Genomic DNA, 3,619 nt, shown 5'->3' on the forward strand with positions numbered 1-3,619 from the left:
CCGGCGACCCATCCCCGACGACCCCCACCCCGGGCGGCACCGTCTCCACGGACACTGACGCAGGAACCCCGTGGACCAGGCGTCCCACCGGCGTGCTCGGGGGGTCACCTACCGGACGTCTCACCCGGATCTCCGCAAACGAGAAGCCACGGGAGCGGCGTGCCCTGGAGTTGGAGAACGAGTGTGCCGACAGGGTCGCCGGCAAGGGGTACCGGGTTCACCAGAACCCAACGAGGCAGGAGGTCGCGGACGCGCTACGAGAAACTGGGGATTCTGAGAGGCCGGAAAAGGCACCCGACTTCCTCATCGAGGGGCATGTCTTCGACTGCTACGCGCCCACTCCTCCCGTGCCGGCCCGCGCCGTCTGGAGCGCGGTGTCCAGGAAGGTTGACACCGAGCAGACCCAACGCGTGATGTTGAACCTCCACGACTGGCGAGGAGACCTCGCCACCCTGCACAAGCAGTTCCACGACTGGCCCATCACAGGGCTCAAGGAACTGGCAGCGGTAACGCGCGACGGTGCGATCATTCAGATCATCCAGCGAGACTGATGAAGGGATGCAGATGGCTGTCGAGTACCGGCTGACGCTGGCAGGCAACATCCCACTCGAACAGGTAGCGGAGCTTGCTGCTCCCGGAGCGGTCGAGACGTCCACGGCGTCCGGCGGCAGGATGCTCAGCGCCGACCTGAACGACGAGCACGGGTACGTCGTGGACATCACCGGCGGCCGGCACGGCTACTACAGCGCTGAGGACGACGATGGCGCACTGTGGGAATGGGAGCCAGACACCTACGTCGACGTCAGCTTCTACATGCGCAAGGACACCCTGGTCGACAAGGGCAAACCCCACATGCTGGCGACCGTGGCCAGGATCCTCGCCGGCACGACGGAGGACTCCGCCCTGACCCTCAACGGCGACGTGCTCATGCTGACACGCGTCGTGGGCACCTTGCAGAAGCACAACACCGACGGGTGGTACGACGAAGACTACGACAGGATTCTGCACCCCTGACCGGCGTGCGTCCTCGGCTGGACCCACCACAGCCACTCGCCCAATACTGATACCCGACCGGAAGTTTCTCACCGCTGCTGCGGATCGGCGACATCCGACAGGCCAGTGGCATCCACGCCCGCCGCCCCGACCGAATCGTTGCCCTACGCCACGGCGTCTTGGTAGCTAGTGCCTCGTCTTTGAACGTTGATCGTGTAATCCGTCAGTTCTGAGGACGTGTCGGGCAGGCTGTCTCCCAACGAGTCTTGGGAGGTGGTGGCCAGTGGGTAGACGCCCGGAGGTGTTCGTCCGGCAGGTGTCGATGGCCGAGGGGCAGCGGTTGCAGCGCATCGGTCGGAGGGCGAAGGATTCGGTGAAGCTGCGGCGGGCGATCGTGGTGCTGATGTCCGCCCAGGGGCAGCCGGCGCCGGACATCGCCTACCTGCTCAAGGTGACCGAGGACGACGTGCGGGACGTGATCCACGCGTTCAATGAGCGGGGGTTCGACGCGCTGCACCCAAAATGGAGCGGGGGCGCACCGAGACGGATCGATGAGCAGACCCGAGACTGGATCTGCGTCATCGCCCGGTGCGACCCCCGCTTCCTCGGCCGGCCGTTCTCCTGCTGGTCACTTGCCAAGCTGCGCGACTACCTGATCGACACCGGCCGCGTGAGCACGATCAGCGTGGAGACCGTCCGGCGGATCCTGCACGAGCGCGGGGTGTCCTGGCAGGCCACGAAGACGTGGAAGGCCAGTACCGACCCCGACTTCACTACGAAGATGCGCCGCGTGTTGGACCTCTACGACCATCCACCTGCCGACGGGCGCGTGATCTGCGTTGATGGGTTCGGGCCGTTGAACCTGCAACCCCGCCCCGGCCGGGCCTGGCGACCGCAGGGCGAGCCGGTGCGGCTGCGGGCCACCTACACCCGCGACCAAGGAGTCCGGCACATGATCGCCGCCCTGGACCTGGGCACCGGCCGGCTGCATTACCGCATCCGCGACCGCAGACGGTGGCGCGAGTTCCTCAGCTTCCTCAAGACCCTGCGCCACCGCTTGCCCGACCAGACGCTGCACGTCATCCTGGACAACTTCTCCCCGCACAAGCACCCCGAGGTCCGCGCCTGGTGCGAAGCCAACCAGGTCGACTTGGTGTTCCTGCCGACCTGGCGTGAATGCGCGAGCACGGGCTTGCTGGTCACCCGGTTCGGCAGGCCGCATCGCCAGGGGCATTGTCGGCTGCGTACCAGGCACCCGACAAACCCTAGACCGCCGAGGCGTATCCGGAAGGTACCGGAGCGGATGGGCCCGCGTGGTGGCGCCGACGGGCCGGCCAGGTGGGGCAAATCCCGCAATCAATCGGCGCGACTCGATCTCGGCCATAAGTCGATCTAGTGTTCAGCCCGGTGATCATCGAATCACCGGCTGGTCGGGTCCATGCCCGTTGCGATCCTGGGCCGCCGAGCCCTCAAGCGAGACCGTGCGCCCGACCAGCACCACCACGCCCCCTTCTCTGAACTGGACGATCATGAAGTACTACGCGGGCCTGGACTGGGGCGAGAGTCATCACGACGTGGCCGTGGTCGACGAGGAAGGTCAGCTCATCACCCACCTACGTCTGACCGACGACGTTTACGGTCTGGCCCAACTCCTGGCCGCGCTCGCCGCGATGCGGCGCAGTCGGCGGTCGATCCCGATCGGAATCGAGACTGGTCGCGGTCTGATGGTCGCCGGCCTGCGTAAGGCGGGCCAGCCGGTCGTCGTGCTCAACCCGACGCAGGTAGCCAACTACCGCAGCCGCCTCGCTGCGCAGCGCAAGAAGTCCGACCGGGGCGATGCCCATCTACTCGCGCACGTACTACGGGTCGACGGAGACGCCCACCGTCCCACACCGGCGGTATCGCCCCAGGCCGCCGCGCCGCGAGAGATGACCCGCGCCCACCGACAAGCGCTGCACACCGCCGCCCTACTGGCGCGACGGCTCCGATCGGTGTTACGCGACTACTACCCCGCGGCGGCGTCCGCTTGGGCGCACCTGCCCGGAGGCCTCACCAGGCCGGAAGCCCGCACCGTCCTCACCGCTGTCCCCACCCCGGCCCGCGCGGCCCGGCTCACCCGCCGACGTCTGGGAACACTGCTGACCGCGTCCTGAGCCACCCCCCGACAAGGTCAGCGGCGAAGGTCTCTCACCTCCACACGAACAACAGCGCCTCACAGCGCAACGGGTCCGCGACGTAACCTACGACGAAGACCGCTCCCAGATCCGCACCGGCGCCGGGCCACAGGTCATGGCCGCCCTGCGTAACGCCGCCATCGGCGCGCTCCGCACCGCCGGTGTCACCAACATCGCCGCCGCCAACCGGCATCACGCCCGCGGCAGCACCCGCCCACTGGCAATACTCGGCCTCATCTGACGACTTTGCCGGGGCCCCGGCCTGAACCCTGCTCTCGGGAAGGACGGGCATAGGGGCCTGCGGCCGCACCCGCTCGGCTGGAGTCCAATGCCACGTAGCTTAAGTTGATCTTGGGTTGACCTGCGGTTCTGTATGGACTCGTGGGATGTGCGGCGTGGCGTGGCGGCCGCTACCGGGCGGGCTGTTTTGATCACGGGTCATGTCGGTGGCT

Annotated in this window: 5 protein-coding genes; all 5 read left to right on the forward strand. The window is 67.3% G+C overall.

The annotated features are described in order from the left end of the window. The first annotated feature begins 128 nt into the window (after positions 1-128). Positions 129-551 (forward strand): hypothetical protein, encoded by a 423-nt coding sequence (locus tag F8271_RS30480; RefSeq protein WP_151493250.1) that lies wholly within the window; start codon positions 129-131, stop codon positions 549-551. Between the two features lie 13 nt (positions 552-564). Further along, a complete protein-coding gene (locus F8271_RS30485) occupies positions 565-1,014 on the forward strand; it encodes a SitI3 family protein (protein WP_151493248.1) in 450 nt (149 codons plus the stop codon). A 301-nt stretch (positions 1,015-1,315) separates the two neighbouring features. After that, entirely contained in the window at positions 1,316-2,389 is a 1,074-nt protein-coding gene (locus F8271_RS30490; protein ID WP_225854879.1) for an IS630 family transposase, read from the forward strand. A gap of 133 nt (positions 2,390-2,522) precedes the next feature. Continuing rightward, on the forward strand, positions 2,523-3,146 hold the full coding sequence (locus F8271_RS30495; protein WP_151493249.1) for a transposase: 624 nt from the start codon (positions 2,523-2,525) through the stop codon (positions 3,144-3,146). Between the two features lie 136 nt (positions 3,147-3,282). Further along, the gene (locus F8271_RS33935) at positions 3,283-3,408 is read left to right on the forward strand and encodes a hypothetical protein (RefSeq protein WP_255473768.1); all 126 of its coding nucleotides are present in this window, start codon (positions 3,283-3,285) and stop codon (positions 3,406-3,408) included. Positions 3,409-3,619 lie beyond the last annotated feature (211 nt).

Origin of the sequence: Micromonospora sp. ALFpr18c (assembly GCF_008868155.1) — a bacterium.
Taxonomy (GTDB): domain Bacteria; phylum Actinomycetota; class Actinomycetes; order Mycobacteriales; family Micromonosporaceae; genus Micromonospora.